General features: G+C 72.2%; 16 protein-coding genes. 6 read left to right on the forward strand and 10 right to left on the reverse strand.

Features of this window, described 5'->3' with window-relative positions; genetic code table 11:
* Nucleotides 1-26 precede the first annotated feature (26 nt).
* The 4 genes from ectB to ABT114_RS34260 form a co-directional block, all read right to left on the reverse strand.
* Nucleotides 27-1,298 carry a diaminobutyrate--2-oxoglutarate transaminase gene (gene ectB / locus ABT114_RS34245; RefSeq protein ID WP_351146815.1) on the reverse strand — a complete coding sequence of 424 codons (1,272 nt, stop codon included), beginning with the start codon at nt 1,296-1,298 and terminating at the stop codon, nt 27-29.
* Nucleotides 1,299-1,311: 13 nt separating this feature from the next.
* Nucleotides 1,312-1,827, reverse strand: coding sequence for a diaminobutyrate acetyltransferase (ectA, locus tag ABT114_RS34250; RefSeq protein ID WP_351146816.1), 516 nt, complete (start codon nt 1,825-1,827; stop codon nt 1,312-1,314).
* A 305-nt stretch (nt 1,828-2,132) separates the two neighbouring features.
* Nucleotides 2,133-2,648, reverse strand: coding sequence for a DinB family protein (locus ABT114_RS34255; protein WP_351146817.1), 516 nt, complete (start codon nt 2,646-2,648; stop codon nt 2,133-2,135).
* 174 nt (nt 2,649-2,822) lie between these two features.
* Nucleotides 2,823-3,923 carry a pyridoxal-phosphate-dependent aminotransferase family protein gene (locus ABT114_RS34260; protein ID WP_351146915.1) on the reverse strand — a complete coding sequence of 367 codons (1,101 nt, stop codon included), beginning with the start codon at nt 3,921-3,923 and terminating at the stop codon, nt 2,823-2,825.
* A 203-nt stretch (nt 3,924-4,126) separates the two neighbouring features.
* Between ABT114_RS34260 and ABT114_RS34265 the strand changes: the two genes are divergently transcribed.
* The 5 genes from ABT114_RS34265 to ABT114_RS34285 all read left to right on the forward strand — a co-directional run bounded on the left by ABT114_RS34265 (nt 4,127) and on the right by ABT114_RS34285 (nt 9,012).
* A complete protein-coding gene (locus ABT114_RS34265; RefSeq protein WP_351146818.1) occupies nt 4,127-4,978 on the forward strand; it encodes a transporter substrate-binding domain-containing protein in 852 nt (283 codons plus the stop codon).
* A 4-nt stretch (nt 4,979-4,982) separates the two neighbouring features.
* Nucleotides 4,983-5,816, forward strand: coding sequence for an amino acid ABC transporter permease (locus tag ABT114_RS34270; protein ID WP_351146819.1), 834 nt, complete (start codon nt 4,983-4,985; stop codon nt 5,814-5,816).
* The gene (locus ABT114_RS34275; RefSeq protein ID WP_351146820.1) at nt 5,813-6,604 is read left to right on the forward strand and encodes an amino acid ABC transporter ATP-binding protein; all 792 of its coding nucleotides are present in this window, start codon (nt 5,813-5,815) and stop codon (nt 6,602-6,604) included. The genes ABT114_RS34270 and ABT114_RS34275 overlap by 4 nt, the downstream gene beginning before the upstream one ends.
* A 143-nt stretch (nt 6,605-6,747) precedes the next feature.
* A complete protein-coding gene (locus ABT114_RS34280) occupies nt 6,748-7,839 on the forward strand; it encodes an amidohydrolase family protein (protein WP_351146821.1) in 1,092 nt (363 codons plus the stop codon).
* A 246-nt stretch (nt 7,840-8,085) separates the two neighbouring features.
* Nucleotides 8,086-9,012, forward strand: coding sequence for an SCO1860 family LAETG-anchored protein (locus ABT114_RS34285; RefSeq protein ID WP_351146822.1), 927 nt, complete (start codon nt 8,086-8,088; stop codon nt 9,010-9,012).
* Between the two features lie 91 nt (nt 9,013-9,103).
* Here the strand turns inward: ABT114_RS34285 and cobC are convergent, their stop codons facing one another.
* Genes cobC through cobM form a run of 6 tightly spaced genes read right to left on the reverse strand, consistent with a single transcriptional unit; the run spans nt 9,104 to nt 15,472 of the window.
* Nucleotides 9,104-10,171 carry an Rv2231c family histidinol phosphate aminotransferase CobC gene (gene cobC, locus ABT114_RS34290; protein ID WP_351146823.1) on the reverse strand — a complete coding sequence of 356 codons (1,068 nt, stop codon included), beginning with the start codon at nt 10,169-10,171 and terminating at the stop codon, nt 9,104-9,106.
* A complete protein-coding gene (locus ABT114_RS34295; RefSeq protein ID WP_351146824.1) occupies nt 10,161-11,102 on the reverse strand; it encodes a sirohydrochlorin chelatase in 942 nt (313 codons plus the stop codon). Before ABT114_RS34295 ends, cobC begins: the two co-directional genes overlap by 11 nt.
* Nucleotides 11,099-11,689, reverse strand: a complete 591-nt coding sequence (locus ABT114_RS34300; protein ID WP_351146825.1) for a precorrin-8X methylmutase — start codon at nt 11,687-11,689, stop codon at nt 11,099-11,101. The genes ABT114_RS34295 and ABT114_RS34300 overlap by 4 nt, the downstream gene beginning before the upstream one ends.
* The gene (gene cobJ, locus ABT114_RS34305; protein ID WP_351146826.1) at nt 11,686-13,413 is read right to left on the reverse strand and encodes a precorrin-3B C(17)-methyltransferase; all 1,728 of its coding nucleotides are present in this window, start codon (nt 13,411-13,413) and stop codon (nt 11,686-11,688) included. Before cobJ ends, ABT114_RS34300 begins: the two co-directional genes overlap by 4 nt.
* A complete protein-coding gene (gene cbiE / locus ABT114_RS34310; RefSeq protein WP_351146827.1) occupies nt 13,410-14,657 on the reverse strand; it encodes a precorrin-6y C5,15-methyltransferase (decarboxylating) subunit CbiE in 1,248 nt (415 codons plus the stop codon). Before cbiE ends, cobJ begins: the two co-directional genes overlap by 4 nt.
* Nucleotides 14,654-15,472 carry a precorrin-4 C(11)-methyltransferase gene (cobM, locus tag ABT114_RS34315; RefSeq protein ID WP_351146828.1) on the reverse strand — a complete coding sequence of 273 codons (819 nt, stop codon included), beginning with the start codon at nt 15,470-15,472 and terminating at the stop codon, nt 14,654-14,656. The genes cbiE and cobM overlap by 4 nt, the downstream gene beginning before the upstream one ends.
* A 94-nt stretch (nt 15,473-15,566) precedes the next feature.
* On the opposite strand from cobM, the gene ABT114_RS34320 reads away from it, so the two are divergent.
* Entirely contained in the window at nt 15,567-16,295 is a 729-nt protein-coding gene (locus tag ABT114_RS34320; protein ID WP_351146829.1) for a ZIP family metal transporter, read from the forward strand.
* Nucleotides 16,296-16,314: the final 19 nt, after the last annotated feature.

Below are 16,314 nucleotides of genomic sequence, written 5' to 3' on the forward strand. Positions count from 1 at the left end.
GGCGCCAGTCGGTTGCGCGTAGGGCGCTAGACGGTTTCGCGTACGGCGCGGGCGAGGACGCGCAGGCCCTCGTCCAGTTCCTCGGGTGTGATGGTGAGAGCGGGCAGCAGCTTGACGACCTCGCTCTCCGGGCCCGACGTCTCGACGAGCAGCCCGAGTTCGAAGGCGCGCCGGGCGACCCGGTCGGCCCGGCCCTTGTCGTGGAACTCCAGGCCCCACACCAGCCCCCGGCCCCGGTACTCCTTGACGTCGGCGAGGTTCTCCTCGGTGATCGAGACGAGAACCTGCTCGATCTGTTCGCCGCGGGCCCTGGTCTGCTTCTCCATGGCGGACCCGTCGGCCCAGTACGTCTCCAGCGCGGCCGTCGCCGTGACGAACGCCGGGTTGTTGCCGCGGAAGGTGCCGTTGTGCTCGCCCGGCTCCCACACGTCGAGCTCGGGCTTGAACAGGCACAGCGACATCGGCAGCCCGTAGCCGCTGATGGACTTCGACACGGTGACGATGTCGGGGGTGATCCCGGCCTCCTCGAAGGAGAAGAAGGCCCCGGTGCGCCCGCACCCCATCTGGATGTCGTCGACGATCAGCAGCATGTCCTGGCGCTCGCACAGCTCGGCGAGCGCCCGCAGCCACTCCGGGCGGGCAACGTTGATGCCGCCCTCGCCCTGGACCGTCTCGACGATCACGGCGGCGGGCTTGTTGAGCCCGGACCCCTGGTCCTCCAGGAGCCGCTCGAACCAGAGGAAGTCCGGGACCTGGCCGTCGAAGTAGTTGTCGAACGGCATCGGTGTCCCGTGTACGAGCGGGATGCCCGCCCCGGCCCGCTTGAACGCGTTGCCGGTCACGGCGAGCGACCCGAGCGACATGCCGTGGAAGGCGTTGGTGAACGACACGATGGCCTCGCGACCCTTCACCTTCCGCGCCAGCTTCAGCGCGGACTCCACGGCGTTGGTGCCGGTCGGGCCCGGGAACATGACCTTGTACGGCAGGTCGCGCGGCCGCAGCACCAGGTCCTGGAAGGTCTGGAGGAACGACCGCTTGGCGACGGTGGACATGTCGAGCCCGTGGGTGACACCGTCCCGCAGCAGGTAGTCGATCAACGCCCGTTTGAGTACGGGGTTGTTGTGGCCGTAGTTGAGCGAACCGGCGCCGGCGAAGAAGTCGAGGTACTGGTGGCCGTCCTCGTCGTACATACGGCTGCCCCGCGCACGGTCGAAGACGACGGGCCAGCCGCGGCAGTAGCTGCGCACCTCGGACTCCAGGGTCTCGAAGACGCTCAGGTCGGGCTGCGTGATGGTCACGGCGAAACGCTCCTCAGTGCGACGGGTGGGTCAACGGGCCGATGCGGTACAGGACTTCGGGGTCGTGCGGACCGTCCGGGAACAGTCCCGAGTGGAACAGGACCTCGCGGGTGACGGTCGCCTCGTGCCGGGCGGCGTACGAGGTGAAGAGCCGCTCGGAGGCGGTGTTGCCCGGCGTGATCGTGGTCTCGACGGAGGTGAGTCCGCGCTCGGCGGCGATCCGGGCGGTCAGGCCGTCGAGCAGCGACGCGGCGAGTCCGCGGCCGCGGTACGCCGGGTCGACCGCCACCTGCCAGACGAGCAGGGTGCGCGGACGCTCCGGCCGGACGTATCCGGTGACGAACCCGACGGGCCGCCCGTCCTCTCCGCGCGCCACCGCCGACGTACCGGCGAAGTCGCGACACCACAGCAGATAGCTGTAGGAGGAGTTCAGGTCGAGCGTCCCGGAGTCCTTGGCGATTCGCCAGAGAGCGGCCCCGTCCGTCACCGACGGGCGGTCGATGTGCAGGTCTGCTTGTGCGGCAGTCATGCGAATTGAATTTACCGAGGGAAATTAAAAAATGCATGGAGGGCAGGGCTTACGTCCGAACCGGTTCCGTGTTATCACGCGGGCGCGGGCAGGCGCGCAGCTGGACGGTGAATATGCCGTTTTGTCCGCCATGAAAGCCGCGAAACGGCTCGCTTGTGGAACGCGTCACATGGGCGTGACCTTCACGAAATCCCCGCGAATCACCCCGCTAAGCGTTAGCGGAATCTTTGCGTTTAGGTACGGGATGAGCGGGCAGAAGAATGTGGGGAGCTACCTTGAATAGGAATTCCAGAATTAAGCCGAATTCAGACTCCGGTCACCCCGTCGATACGCTCCCGAAGAATGTCCGCGTGACCGTTGTGTCGCGCGTACTCCTCGATCAGGTGAATGAGCACCCAGCGCAGACTGACCTCGAGACCGGCCATCGGCCCGTCGGCGATCCGCCCGGTGTCGTCCAGCGACCGCCCCGCGTAGAGCTCCTGCCCTCGCGCGATCTCCCGGCGCCAGACCGCCAGCACCTCGTCGAGCCCCCGCCCGGGGGCGAGGGCGTACCCGCTCTCCTCCTCGTACACCGGAGGCACGTCGAGTCCCGCGAACACCCGCTGGAACCAGTTCCGCTCGACCTCGGCGAGGTGCTGCACGAGCCCGAGCAGGGTGAGGGACGACGGATCGGCCGCCGCGACCCGCAGCTGCGCGTCGTCCAGCCCCGCGCACTTGAGCTCCAGCGTGGCGCGGTGAAAGGCGAGCCAGCTCTCCAGCATGGGGTGCTCGTCGCCGGTCATGAGGGGGATCGGGCGGCCGTCGGGAAGGGTTGCAGTCATGGCCGTCAGCGTAGGGATTCAGCCCGTCCGGCGTTTGAGGACGAGGCCTTTCAGGCCGAAAAAATGGGGGTCTGGGGGCGGAGCCCCCAGGGTCGGGAACGGGAAGAGGCTGCGGGGGCGAAAGAGGCCGGAACCTCAGCCCACGACTACCGCCACGCCACTACCGCCACGCCACTACCGCCACGCACCTTCCACGGCCCGCCGAGCCCCCTCCAGATCCACGTCCAGCCCCTTCTCGCTCAGCGCGGCGCCCAGCGCCGCCAGACACGCCTGCACCACCCCCACCGTCGCATCCACCCCGTAGTGGTTGACCCGGATCATCTCCTTCGCCAACGCACCTCCACCCGCGGCCAGCGGCAACGCCGGGTCCGATGCCAGCGCCCGGGCCACCAGCTCCGACGCCGCCACCCCCGACGGCGCCCGCAACGTCGTGGCGACCGGCGCCGCGTCCTTCGCTTCGTGCACGTACGGCTCCAGCCCCCCGCCCAGGGCCACCGCCCCCGCCCGCGTGGCCAGCGCGGCGCCCCGGTGCCGGGCCATCACCGCTTCCAGTCCCACCGTCTCGATCCGCTCGACGCACGCCTCCAGCGCGAGCATCTCCAGCTGGGCCGGCGCGTGCAGCAGCGCCTTGCGGCCGCCGTCGACCCACCGCTCCTTCCAGTCGAGCAGCGACAGGTACGACCGGCGCGGCGCCCCGGGGTTCGCGGCCATCCGTGCCCAGGCCCGCGCGCTCACCGACACCGCCGACACACCGGCCGGACCGCCCATCGCCTTCTGCGCGCCGATCACGCACAGGTCGACGCCCCACGCGTCCGGCAGCACCGGCTCGGCCCCGACGGAGGCGACGGCGTCCAGGTAGAACAGGGCGCCGTGCTCCCGCACCACCTCGCCGATCTCCGCGACCGGGTTGGTGTTGCCGGTCGCCGCCTCGGCGTGCACCAGGGACACGAAGTCGATCTCCGGGTGCTCGGCGAAGGCCTCCCGGATCTGGTCGGCGGTGACCGCCGTGTGGAAGGGCACGGCCAGGTCGATCACCGTGGCCCCGCAGTCGCGCAGCCAGTTCCCGAAGGTCTGTCCGTACGGGCCGGTGATCACGTTCAGGGCCGTCGTGCCGGGCCCCGTCGTCGCGCGGATCGCGCCCTCCAGCGGGAGCAGCGCCTCGCCCTGCATGATCACGACGTCCTGCCGGGTGTCGAGCAGCCGGGCCACGCGGTCCTCGATCGAGGCGAAGTGCGCGGCGCTCAGCGGGGGCAGGTCGAGGAAGGGGTGGGTCACGGCGGTGCTCTCTTCGCTCTCTTCACTCACGAGTGGTCGACGGAGTCGAGGGTATCCGGCGGCCATCCCCTCTCCGACCGGCTACTTCCTAGGCCGGGCGGCCGTGAAGCCATCGGTTTGATTTGAGAGACCCAAACATCTCCTTATAATCGGAACCCACAGTTCACTCACAGCCCCCACGGACCCCTTCAGGAGGTCACCCCGTGCACACGCTCCTCGGACGCCGGACCCGCGTCCTGGCCGCCACCACAGCGACGGTCGGACTGGCTCTCGTGGCCGGCTGCTCCTCGAGCGACAGCGGCGGCAGCGGTACGAAGACCGCGGCCGGCGGGGTCGAACTCGTCAAGGCCGGGCAGCTCACCACCTGCACCCACCTGCCGTACCCGCCCTTCCAGTCGGAGATCGACGGCAAGGTGCAGGGCTTCGACGTCTCCCTCATCGACCTGGTCGCCAAGGACCTGGGTGTGAAGCAGGAGATCGTCGACACGCCGTTCGAGAACTTCAAGACCGGCGCGTTCCTCAACTCCGGCCAGTGCGACCTCGCCGCCGCCGGCATGACCATCACCGAGGAGCGCAAGAAGAACGTCGACTTCTCCGACCCGTACTTCAACGCGACCCAGGCCGTCCTGGTCGACAAGAAGAGCGGTATCGACTCGCTCGCCGACGTCAAGGCCAAGGGCAAGAAGCTCGGCGCCCAGGCGCAGACCACGGGCGAGGAGTACGTGCAGAAGAAGGGCTTCGACGCGATCTCCTTCGAGTCCTCCGACGCGGTCCTCAACGGCCTGCGCACCGGCCAGGTCCAGGCTGTCGTGATCGACTACCCGGTCGTCCAGGGCTGGCTGAAGAACAAGGCCAACGCCGACGCGTTCAAGGTGGTCGACAACATCGACACCGGTGAGCAGTACGGCTTCACGGTGAAGAAGGGCAACACCAAGCTCCTCGCCGCCGTCAACAAGGCGATCGCCGAGGCCAAGGCCGACGGCACGTACAAGAAGCTCTACGAGCAGTGGATCGGTCCGTACGACGTGTCCGCCGCCTCGCCCTCGGCCTCCTGACCTCATGGCCGACACAGAGGCACGAGCCGAACCCCTGGCAAAGGGCCTGACCCGGCGCCAGAAGCGCCGCCTGTCGCGTGGCGCCCAGTACGCCGTCTTCGTCGCGGCCGTGATCGCCTTCGCGGTCACGGCCGACTGGGGGCGGCTGCAGAACCAGTTCGCGCAGGTGGACATCGCGAAGCAGATGTTCCCGGACGTCATCACGCTGGCGCTGAAGAACACCGTGCTGTACACCGCGTCCGGCTTCGTCTTCGGACTGGCACTCGGCCTGGTCATCGCGCTGATGCGGCTGTCGTCCGTCGGCCCGTACCGCTGGCTGGCCGGAATCTATATCGAGATCTTCCGCGGCCTGCCCGCCCTGCTGATCTTCGTCTTCATCGGCGTGGCCGTGCCGCTGGCCTTCCCGGGCACGGAGATCGTCGGCGGCACGTACGGCAAGGCCGCCCTCGCGCTCGGCCTGGTGGGGGCCGCGTACATGGCGGAGACGTTCCGCGCCGGCATCCAGGCGGTGCCCAAGGGGCAGACGGAGGCGGCCCGCTCGCTGGGCTTCTCGCCGGCCCGCGCGATGATCTCCGTCATCATCCCGCAGGCGGTCCGGATCATCCTTCCGCCGCTCACCAACGAACTCGTGATCCTCTTCAAGGACTCCTCCCTGGTCCTGCTCCTCGGCGTGACCCTGGAGGAACGCGAGCTGTCCAAGTACGGCCGTGACCTGGCCAGCACGACCGCCAACTCCACGCCGATCCTGGTCGCGGGCCTGTGCTACCTGCTGGTCACGATCCCGCTCGGCTTTGTCGTACGCCGTATGGAGGCCAAGGCGCAGGAGGCCGTGAAATGAGCCGACCGGAGATCGAAGTACGCGACCTGCACAAGTCCTTCGGCGACAACGAGGTGCTGCGCGGCATCGACCTGGAGATCGGCCAGGGCGAGGTCGTCTGCGTCATCGGCCCGTCGGGCTCGGGCAAGTCCACCCTGCTGCGCTGCGTGAACCTCCTGGAGGAGCCCACGAAGGGCCAGGTCTTCGTCGGCGGCACCGAGCTGACCGACCCGGACGTCGACATCGACGCCGTACGCCGTCGTATCGGCATGGTCTTCCAGCAGTTCAACCTCTTCCCGCACCTGTCGGTGACCGAGAACCTCACCCTGCCGCAGCGCCGGGTGCTCAGGCGGGGCAAGGCGGAGGCCGCGAAGGTCGCCGCCGAGAACCTGGAGCGCGTCGGCCTGTCGGAGAAGGCGGACGCCTACCCGGCCTCCCTCTCCGGCGGCCAGCAGCAGCGCGTCGCCATCGCCCGCGCACTGGCGATGGGTCCCCAGGTGATGCTCTTCGACGAGCCGACCTCGGCGCTCGACCCGGAGCTGGTGGGGGACGTGCTGGCCGTCATGCGCATGCTCGCGAACGAGGGCATGACGATGATGGTCGTCACCCACGAGATGACCTTCGCCCGTGAGGTCGCCGACCGGGTCGTCTTCATGGACGGCGGAGTGATCGTCGAGGACGGCACCCCCGACCGGGTCATCGGCAACCCCCAGCACGAACGCACCCGCCACTTCCTCTCCCGACTGCTCGACCCCGCGATGGCGGAGGTGGAGGAGGATTCGTCGGAAAAGGCGAGCGGGGCCCACTGATTGCACTACGCTGGCGGAACCGGGCAGGTTCCGTCCCGGCTGGTGTTGATCGCGGAAGACTTGGTCGCTCGCCGAGCGACCGAGCGGCGTGAGCCAGGAAGCCCCCTCATCCCGCAGGGGGCGGGTTCAATAAGGTGCGGTACATGAGCGATCACGCGGTGCTGCACGTGAAGGGGCGGATCCTCGTCGGCCCGGACGAGATCCGCGACGAGCTGTGGGTCGTCGGCGGCCGGATCTCCTACGACCGTCCCGCCGGCGCCCGCGACCTCCGCACCGTCGAGGGCTGGGCCCTGCCCGGCCTCGTCGACGCGCACTGCCACGTGGGCCTTGGCCCGCACGGCCCGGTCGACCAGGACGTGGCGGAGAAGCAGGCGCTGACCGACCGCGAGGCCGGCACCCTGCTCATCCGCGACGCGGGCTCGCCCTCCGACACCCGCTGGATCGACGACCGCGAGGACCTGCCGAAGATCGTCCGGGCCGGCCGGCACATCGCCCGCACCCGCCGCTACATCCGGGGCTTCGCCCACGAGATCGAGCCGGACGACCTCGTCGCGTACGTCGCCCAGGAGGCCCGGCGCGGCGACGGCTGGGTCAAGCTGGTCGGCGACTGGATCGACCGCGACCTCGGCGACCTGTCGGCCTGCTGGCCGCGCGAGGCGGTCGAGGCCGCGATCGCCGAGGCCCACCGCCTCGGCGCCCGCGTCACCGCCCACTGCTTCGCCGAGGACTCCCTGCGGGACCTGGTCGAGGCGGGCATCGACTGCATCGAGCACGCGACGGGCCTCACGCAGGACCTGATCCCGCTGTTCGCCTCGCGGGGCGTGGCCATCGTCCCGACCCTCGTCAACATCGCGACCTTCCCGCAGCTGGCCGCCGGCGGCGAGGCCAGGTACCCGCGCTGGTCGGCCCACATGCGACGGCTGTACGAGCGCCGCTACGACACGGTGCGCGCCGCTTACGACGCCGGCATCCCGGTGTACGTCGGCACCGACGCCGGAGGCAGCCTCGCGCACGGCCTGGTGGCGGGCGAGGTCGCGGAACTGGTGACGGCCGGGATCCCCCCGGTCGAGGCCCTCGCGGCCACGACGTGGGGTGCGCGCGGCTGGCTGGGCCGGCCCGGTCTGGAGGAGGGGGCGGCGGCGGACCTGGTCGTGTACGAGGCGGATCCGCGGGCGGACGTACGGGTACTGGCGGCTCCGCTGCGGGTGGTGCTGAACGGGCGGATCGTCGACTAGTTGACGAGGCGTGACCGACTGGGCAGGCACGTCGTTGCACTCCCTCGCGTGCGCGGGTGCGTCAACCCGTGCGCTCGCACGGAGGGAGGTACGGGGGTGGCGGCATGGAACACCCGTGCCGCAAGAATCGAAAACGTTCACGGAAACCCCACGATGGAGTGAAGTGACGTGGGATTGCCGCCCGTTCACTCTCAGTGCGTAATCCTTGCCGGGTCCCAAGCACGTCTCTTCTGGGGGTCCCCCACCTTGAACGGCAATCACATCCGCATGCCCGCACGCCGTCTCGCCGCCGTCGCGGCGGCCACGGCTCTGGCCGCTGGTCCCGCGGCCCTCGCCACAGCGGGTGCCGCGCACGCGACCACGACCACCGACGAGGGGCGCGCGAGCGCCGCCGTCCTGCGCACCGGTCTGGACGTGGCCCTCCTCAACAAGACCGTGGACGTCCCGCTCGCGGTCTCCCTCAACGAGGTGCAGGCACCGCGGCAGCAGAACGACGCGCAGCAGACCGCGCTGACGGCTCATCTCGACGGCGTCGACGGCGGAAAGCCCTTCAGTGTGCTGCGCGCCGACGTGGCGACGGCCAAGGCGACGGTCACGTCCACCAAGGCCGAGGGCTACACCGACCTCGCCCACGTCCGGCTCCACGTCCCCGGCCTGCTCCTGCTGTCCGTCATCGAGGTCGAGGGCATCACCTCGAAGGCGACCTGCGAGGCCGGGAAGACACCGGTCGCCTCGGCCAACGTCCTCGGCTCGGTGACCGTCCTCGGCAAGCGGGTCACGCTGACCGCGGGCGGCCCCACGGACGTCAAGGTTCCCGGCGTCGGCGAGGTACGCCTGGACCTGTCGAAGCGGGAGACCACCTCCCGTACGGCGGCCGCGACCGCGCTCGAACTCACCGTGTCCATCAACCCGTTGAAGCTGAACGTGGCGGAGGTGGAGGGCACGCTGACCCTGGCGAAGGCGACGTGCGAGGCCCCGGTGGCGGCACCGGCAGGCGCCGACCCGGGATCCGATGCGGACCCGGGATCCGATGTGAAGGCGCAGGGCGCGCCCGCGGAGGCGGACCTGGCGCAGACCGGCGGGAGCTCGGTGACGCCGTACATCGCGGGCGGCGCGGTGGCGCTGGTGGTGGCGGGCGGAGGAGCAGTGGCGGTGGCGCGGCGTCGGGGCTGAGCACCGAAAATCCCGCCCCTCCGGCGTTCGAGGAGCAGGATCCCGGGGGCAGCGCCCCCGGGAAGGGGCGGTGGGGGCGAGACCCCCGGCCTCACTGCCCCAACGCCCGCCCCAGCGCCCCCAGAAACCCGTTCACCGTCCCCCGGTCCCGCACCGCCAGCCGCACCCACTCCTCGCCCAGCCCCGGAAACGTGTCCCCGCGCCGCACCGCGAACCCCAGCTCCCGCAACCGTCGCCGTACGGCGCCCGCCTCCGGCATCCGCACCAGCACGAACGGCCCTTCCGCCGGCTCCACGACCCGCACCCCCGCCGCCGCGAACTCCGCCAGCCCCGCGACCAGATGGGCCCGGTCGCGCTCGACACGATGAGCCGCGTGGGCGGCCTCCGCCAGTGCCTGGGGGCTCACGCACGCCTCGGCCGCCGCGAGCGCGGGCGTGGAGACCGGCCACAGCGGCTGGGCCCGCTCCAGCGCGGAGATCGTCTCCGGGGAGGACAGCACGTACCCGATGCGCAGCCCGGCAAGACCCCACGTCTTGGTGAGGCTGCGCAGCACCACAAGGCCCGGCACGTCCGTCCGCCCGGCCAGCGCCTCCCGCTCGCCCGGCACCGCGTCCATGAACGCCTCGTCGACCACCAGCGTCCGTCCCGGGCGGGCGAGTCCGGCGATCGAAGCGGCCGGATGCAGCACCGACGTCGGGTTCGTCGGATTGCCGATCACCACCAGGTCCGCGTCCTCCGGCACCGCCGCCGGATCCAGCCGGAAGCCGTCCTCCGCCCGCAGCAGCACCCGGTCCACCGTGTGTCCCGCATCCCGCAGCGCCGCCTCCGGCTCCGTGAACTGCGGGTGCACGACCACCGGCCGGCGCACCTTCAGGGCGCGGGCGAGCAGCACGAACGCCTCCGCCGCGCCCGCCGTGAGCAGTACCCGGTCCGTCGGCAGCCCGTGCCGCGCCGCCACCGCCGCCCGTGCGGCCCGCCCGTCCGGATAGGCGGCCAGCCCGGTCAGCGACCCGGCGATCCGCTCCCGCAGCCAGGCCGGGGGAGTGTCCGCGCGGACGTTGACGGCCAGGTCGACCAGTTGCGCCCCGTCGTCACGCACCTCGGCGTCACCGTGGTGCCGCAGGTCGTGCCCGTCCCCGATGGAATCCTCAGTGCGCATGCGAGTGCGTGTGCCCCCCGTGATGGTGGTGCCCGTGGTGGTGGCCTTCGTGATCACCGTTGTCGTCCGGGTGGAAGTGCGGCTGCTGCGGCAGCCCCACCTTGTCCTCGAAGCCCGGCAGCGCGATGCGGTACACGCACGAGTCGCAGTTCATCCGCAGATCGCCCTTCACCGCCTCCGCGTACCGCTCCATCACCAGGTCCAGAAGCTCCGGCTCGGGACCGATCACGTCCGCCGACCGCACCTCGACCTCGGGGTGCGCGGCCGCCCAGCCCTCCGTCTGCTGCCGCACCCGGTCCGGCAGGATGCCCGTGAAGAGGAAGTAGGGCAGGACGACGATCCGGCGGGCGCCCAGCCTCACGCACCGGTCCAGGCCGCTGGGCACGTCCGGCGCCGCCAGCGACACGAACGCCGTCTCCACGCCCGCGTACCCGCGCCCCTCCCACAGCAGCCGCGCCGCCTTGTGCACCTCGGCGTTGGCGTCCGGGTCCGTCGAGCCGCGCCCGACCAGCAGCACGGTCACGTCGGCCCGGTCCTCGGGCGTCCGGCCCGCACCGCCGAGCGCCTCGTCGAGCCGCCGCTCCAGCACGTTCAGCAGCGCCGGGTGCGGACCCAGCGGACGGCCGTAGGTGTACGTGATCCCGGGGTGCCGCTCCTTCTCGCGGGACAGGGCCGCCGGGATGTCGCCCTTGGCGTGCCCGGCGGACACCAGCATCAACGGCACGGCGGCGAACCGGCGTACTCCCCGCTCCACCAGCTCGGTCACCGCGTCCCCGAGCGGCGGCGGGGACAGCTCGATGAAGCCGCCCGCGACGGGCAGTTCGGGGTGGCGGCGACCCAGCTCCCGTACGAAGTCGCGGAACGCCTCGGCTCCGGCATCGTCCCGGGTGCCATGGCCGGCGATGAGCAGGGCGGGCGGCGGGGTGGTCACGATTTCTCCTCGGAGTGCGAAACAGAGCGGTACAGCAGGGCGTTGAGCGCGGCCGCGGCGACCGCCGAACCGCCCTTCTCGGACACGTTGCTCACGGCGGGCAGCCCGCTCTCGCGCAACGCGGCCTTGGACTCGGCCGCCCCGACGAAACCGACGGGCAGACCGATGACGAGCGCGGGGGAGGCGTCCAGCGTCAGCAGCTCCTCCAGGGCGGTCGGCGCACAGCCGATCACCCACAGGGCGCCGGGGCCGACCTCCTCGTACGCCAGCCGGATCGCGTGCGCCGAACGGGTCAGCCCGGGACCGGACCTGGCATCCTTCAGCCGGCAGACGGTCTCACGGCGGGTGATCCCGGCCGCGACCATCTCCACGTCCACGACCACGGGCGCTCCCGCGTGCAGCGCGGCGTGCGCCTTCTCCAACTGCCCCTCGTCCAGGACGAGATCGGTGGCGTAGTCGAGGTCGGCGGCGGAGTGGATGACCCGCTCCACCACCGCCCGCGACAGCGGCGGGAAGTGCGAGGTGTCCAGGCGGGCGCGCAGCCGCCGGAAGGACTCCTGCTCGATCGGGTGGACCACACGGTTCACTTGGCGCCCTCCTGCGGGCCCGTGGCGGAGCCACTGATCGATGGAGCCTGCCAGCGGTAGCCGCGCGGGGTGACCATGCGCCCCGCGATCTGCCGGGTCGCCGTGTTGCCCACGGTCACGACCGTCATCATGTCGACCGTCGCCGGGTCCAGGGAGGCCAGCGTCGTGACCCGGCTGGACTCGTCCGGGCGCGACGCGTTCCGTACGACACCGACCGGCGTCGCCGGCTCCCGGTGCTCCGCGAGGATCGCCAGGGCCTTCGGCAGCTGCCAGTCGCGGCCCCGGCTGCGCGGGTTGTAGAACGTCACGACGATGTCCGCCTCGGCCGCGGCCCGCACCCGCCGCTCGATGACCTCCCACGGCGTGTGCAGGTCGGAGAGGCTGATCGACACATGGTCGTGGCCCAGCGGCGCGCCCAGGATCGCCCCGGCCGCGAGCGCCGCCGTCACACCGGGCACCCCGACCACGTCGATGTCGTCGGACGCCTCGGCGAGCGCGGGCGAGGCCATGGCGTACACGCCCGCGTCCCCGCTCCCGATCAGCGCGACGGCCTGCCCGCGCCGGGCCTCGGCGACCGCGGTCCGCGCCCGCTCCTCCTCCGCGCCGAGCCCCGACTCCAGGATCCGGGTGCCGGGCCGCAGCAGATCACGGATCTGGTCGACGTACTGGTCGAGCCCCACGAGCACGGAGGCGCGCCGCAACTCCGCCTCGGCGCGCGGGGTCAGCAGGTCCCGGGCGCCCGGCCCGAGCCCGACCACCGCGAGCCGCCCGCGCCCCGGCCGTCGTACGACGGCACAGGTCGCCATCGCGGGCCGCCCGTCCGCACGCTCCGACTTCCGCTTGGGGACGAGGAGTTCACCGCCCCGTACGAGGGCGGCGGCCTCCGCGACGGAGGGGGTGCCGACGGCGGCGAGCGGCGCGTCGGACGGGTTCGGCACCTCGACGGCCGCCAGCTCCTCGGCGGAGTACGTCACCAGGGGCACACCGAGCCGCTCGGCGGCGGCCAGGATGCCCGGCTCCTCGGCCTTTGCGTCGACGGTGGCGAGTTCGGCGACGCTACGGGCGGACAGCCCCGCGTCCCGCAGCGCCGCCTCGACCAGCCCGAGCACCTCGTCGGCCGGTGCGCCCTTGGCGGCGCCGACACCGACGACCAGGGACGGCGGACGCAACAGCACCTCATGTGCGGCGGGCTCCACCGCGCGGTCGGTCAGCCGGATCGTGTACGCCCCCCGCGCCGCCACCGGCAGCGGAGGCAGCGGCCAGGACACCTCGGCGTCGAGCGCGACCGGCTCCCCGTCCAGCAGGGCCCGACTCACCCCGGCGACGTCTCCCTCCACGGGGAGGCCGAGCGTGTCCAGCCCGGGGACGCCCACCGCGTCCGTCGCCGTGGTCACCACCGGCTCGGCGCCCAGCAACCCGCCCACCTCACGGGCGAGTTCGTTGGCGCCGCCGCCGTGCCCGCCCACCAGCGACACGGCGAACCGCCCGCCCTCGTCGACGCACACCACACCGGGGTCGGTCCGCTTGTCGCCCAGCAGCGGTGCGACGAGCCGTACGACCGCCCCCGTCGCCAGGAAGCACACCAGCTGCTCGCACTCCGCGAACGCTCGCCGTACGGCGTCCCCCACGGGTCCGTCGTACACCCGCGTGCGGTCCGGCCATGCCGCGGCCAGCCGGTCGCGCGCCGCCGCCCCCGCCGCGGTGGCGGAAATGAGGCCGATCACAGAGCAACTCCTTCGGTACGCACCGCGGGGCGGGTGCCCCACAGCAGGAAAACGGGATTGGTCGCCGCCAGCCGGGTCACGTCCCCCGGCAGCGGCGCGAGCCGCGACGACTGCAGCAGCACGCCGTCGCAGTCGAACCCGGCGCCGGTGAGCGCCGCGCGCGCCGCCGGTACCCGGTCGAGAGCGGCCATCGCGACGACCACGGTCCGCCGGGCCCGCCGCGCGCACGCGGTGACGATCCCGGGCAGCTCACGGCCCCCGCCACCGACGAACACGGCGTCGGGATCGTCGAGTTCCGCCAGCGCGTCCGGCGCCGTGCCGTGCACCACGTGCACGTCGACACCGTGCGCGGCGGCGTTGGCGCGGATCCGCCCGACGCCGTCCGGGGTCTTCTCCACCGCGGAGACGGCGGCGCCCAGCCGCGCGCACTCCACGGCCACGGAGCCGGAGCCCGCGCCGACGTCCCACACCAGGTCGCCAGGGCGCGGCCCGAGCCGGGCCAGCGCCAGCGCCCGCACCTCGAACTTGGTGATCATCGAGTCGCGGTGCGCGAACCCGGTCTCGTCCAGCGCCCAGCCCGCGGGCCCCGGCGCCGCCCCGGCGACCGTACGCACGTCACCGACCGTCCGCGTCTCGTCCAGGCACAGCACCACGCTCACCGTCGAACCCCAGTCACGGGCAGCGGCCTGAGCCGGCGTCACCCGCTCGACGCGTTCGCGCGCGGGATCGCCCAGCGCGGCGGCCACCACGAGGACACGCTCGGCCGACGCGCGGGCGAGGGCCGCCCCCAGCTCGGCGGGACCGGCGCCGGGCCCGGTCAGCACGGCGGCCTTCGGATGCGCGCGGCACACATTGACCGCGGTGCGCAGCTCCCGCCCGTGCGCGCTGACGACCACGGCGTCGTCCCAGGTCAGCCCGATCCGCGCGAACGCGGTGGCGACGGAGGACACCCCGGGCCGCACGTCGAGCGCCCCGGCCCCGAACCGCTGCGTGAGCACCCGCACGATCCCGAAGAACCCCGGATCCCCCGAGGCGAGCACGACGACCGGCCGCCCCTTCCCGACGTACTCCTCGATGGTGTCGAGAGCGGGCGCCAGCGCCCCGAGGACGATCAGCTCGGCCGTCTCCGGCAGCCGCGGCCGTACGGCGTCCAGGTGCCGCCGGCCGCCCACGACGAGCTCCGCCCCCGCGAGGACGTCCCCCGGCGGCGGCGCACCGGTTCCCGTGCCGACGACCGTGATCACGTGCCGGCACCCCGGGCGCGCAGGGCCTTGCGGGCCTCCGGGTCGGCCTTGCGGTAGCCGTGGAAGTGGCCCGGGTGGTACAGGTGCGAGCGCGTGCCGCTGGCGTCGAGCGCCGGGCCGACCAGGAACAGGGTGTGCTTCCAGAGCTTGTGCTCCTTGACCGTCTCCTCCAGCGTGCCGATCGTGCACTTCACGATCAGCTCCTCCGGCCAGGTGGCCTGATAGGCGACGACGACCGGGGTGTCCGTCGGGTAGCCGCCCTCCAGCAGCTCCCGCACCAGCTGACCACTGCGCGCCGCCGACAGGAACACCGCCATGGTCGTCCCGTGCTTGGCGAACTCGCGTACCTCCTCCCCGGGCGGCATCGGCGTCTTGCCGCCGCCGAGCCGGGTGAGGACCACGGACTGCGCGACCTCGGGGATGGTCAGCTCGCGCTGCGCGAGCGCGGCGACCGCCGAGAAGGAGGAGACGCCGGGCACGATCTCCGTCTCGATCCCGATCCCGGCACACCGGTCGACCTGCTCCTGCGTGCCGCCCCACAGAGCGGGATCGCCGGAGTGGATACGGGCGACGCGCAGGCCCTCGGCCCGGGCCCGCTCGTACACGGCCACCACGTCCTCCAGGGACATGGTCGCCGAGTCGAGGATCTCCGCGTCCTCGCGCGCGTGCTCGAGGACCTCCGCCTGGACCAGGCTCGCGGCCCAGATCACGACGTCGGCCTCGGCGATGGCGCGCGCGGCCCGGAACGTCAGCAGGTCGGCGGCGCCGGGGCCGGCACCGACGAAGGTCACCTTGCCGGTGGGGGCATCGGCCATGGGTTCGAGTCCTCTCGTACGGAACTTCAACGTGACTTCAACGTGATGGGGGTCGGACGTGCGCGACCGGGCGTCGATCGGATAGCAAGAGCACATGGCGGTCTTCGTCGCGCTCGGCGCGTTCCTGATGACGCTGGCCGGCGGCTGGACGGCACAGCGGGTCACCGACCGCCGCCACCTGGTCCTCGGCCTGGCCGGCGGCCTGATGCTGGGCGTGGTCGGCCTGGACCTGCTGCCCGAGGCACTGGAGGCGGCCGGCACCGAGATCTACGGCGTACCGGCCGCGCTCCTGCTCTTCGTGGCCGGCTTCCTGCTGGCCCATCTGGTGGAACGCCTGCTGGCCGCCCGCCAGGCGGCGCACGGCGCGGAGGACACCGACGGGAGGGCCCCCGAGGTGGGCCTGACGGCGGCCGCCGCGATGGTCGGGCACAGCGCCATGGACGGCGTGGCGATCGGCGCGGCCTTCCAGGTCGGCGGCGGCATGGTCGCGGCGGTCGCGCTCGCGGTGATCGCCCACGACTTCGCGGACGGCTTCAACACGTACACGATCACCAGCCTGTACGGGAACGCCCGCCGCAGGGCGCTCATCATGCTGTTCGCGGACGCGGCGGCACCGGTCGTCGGCGCGGCCTCCACCGCGTTCCTCACCATCCCGAAGCAACTGCTCGGCGGCTACCTCGGCTTCTTCGGCGGTGCACTGCTCTATCTCGCCGCGGCCGAAATCCTCCCCGAGGCCCACCACGAGCACCCCGCCCGCTCGACCCTGCTGTGCACGATCGCGGGCGCGGCGTTCATCTGGCTGGTGGTGGGCCTGGCCGGGTGAGCCGGACGGTCCGCGGGCC

It is taken from the genome of Streptomyces sp. NPDC002088 (assembly GCF_040296605.1).
GTDB lineage: Bacteria > Actinomycetota > Actinomycetes > Streptomycetales > Streptomycetaceae > Streptomyces.

Coding starts and splice junctions, on each gene's coding strand:
- cobC (WP_351146823.1), bottom strand. CDS start 10,171: ATGCGCACTGAGGATTCCATCGGGGACGGGCACGACCTGCGGCACCAC.
- ectA (WP_351146816.1), bottom strand. CDS start 1,827: ATGACTGCCGCACAAGCAGACCTGCACATCGACCGCCCGTCGGTGACG.
- ABT114_RS34275 (WP_351146820.1), top strand. CDS start 5,813: ATGAGCCGACCGGAGATCGAAGTACGCGACCTGCACAAGTCCTTCGGC.
- ABT114_RS34320 (WP_351146829.1), top strand. CDS start 15,567: ATGGCGGTCTTCGTCGCGCTCGGCGCGTTCCTGATGACGCTGGCCGGC.
- ABT114_RS34270 (WP_351146819.1), top strand. CDS start 4,983: ATGGCCGACACAGAGGCACGAGCCGAACCCCTGGCAAAGGGCCTGACC.
- cobM (WP_351146828.1), bottom strand. CDS start 15,472: ATGGCCGATGCCCCCACCGGCAAGGTGACCTTCGTCGGTGCCGGCCCC.
- ABT114_RS34255 (WP_351146817.1), bottom strand. CDS start 2,648: ATGACTGCAACCCTTCCCGACGGCCGCCCGATCCCCCTCATGACCGGC.
- ABT114_RS34280 (WP_351146821.1), top strand. CDS start 6,748: ATGAGCGATCACGCGGTGCTGCACGTGAAGGGGCGGATCCTCGTCGGC.